This window comes from Rhizobium mulingense (assembly GCF_029194105.1).
In the GTDB taxonomy this organism is placed as follows: Bacteria; Pseudomonadota; Alphaproteobacteria; order Rhizobiales; family Rhizobiaceae; genus Rhizobium; species Rhizobium mulingense.
Genome location: NZ_JARFVE010000073.1, coordinates 1 through 624, shown reverse-complemented (window position 1 = coordinate 624; position 624 = coordinate 1). Strand labels below are relative to the sequence as shown.

The window sequence follows — 624 nt, the reverse complement described above, 5'->3', positions numbered from 1 at the left end:
TGATGGGCACACCTTCGCCGACGAGCCCACGAATGACAGCGTTTGCCTCTTCACGTCGCAGATACCCCTCGTATTGCAGACGCTCGGCGCCGGTCAGAAGCTTAAGTTTTAAGGTTGCTGTGCCGACTGCCATGCGGACCTGCCGCATCGACGTGCGCACAGCGTCGAGAAAGGCGTGGCTAGCGTTCTCCATCAGATGCCAGCGGTCGGCAATTTGACCGGCATGTGGCAGGGCCTGCGTGGCGGCTTGCGCATATCCGCCACCGCGGTCTCGTGCGACGATCTCGATCTGGGGCTGCTGGACCAGCCAGGCCTTGGCAGTCGCCGGTTCTCGGTCGGGCAGCAAGGCGATCGTCTTTCGCCGCTCAAGGTCGCAGATGATCATGCCATATCGATCATTGCGACGCCACGCCCAGTCATCGATGCCGATAACGCTCGGCGGCGGTGGCGGTGGGCGATCATATCGGCGAACGGTTCGAAGCAGCGTGTCATTGCTACCCGGAAACCCGAGACGATCTGCGAACCGTGCTGCCGGGCGACCACCCAATGCCAAAGCGAGATGGTGAACCAAGGTGTCCAGGCGTGCTGTCCGGCGGGCCATGGGTCGGACTATGTCATCACCGA

At 62.3% G+C, this 624-nt stretch carries 1 protein-coding gene; it reads right to left on the bottom strand.

Features of this window, described 5'->3' with window-relative positions; all coding sequences use genetic code 11:
• A partial coding sequence (locus PYR71_RS30760; protein ID WP_275621783.1) for a transposase occupies nt 1-624 on the bottom strand: 624 nt, incomplete at both ends.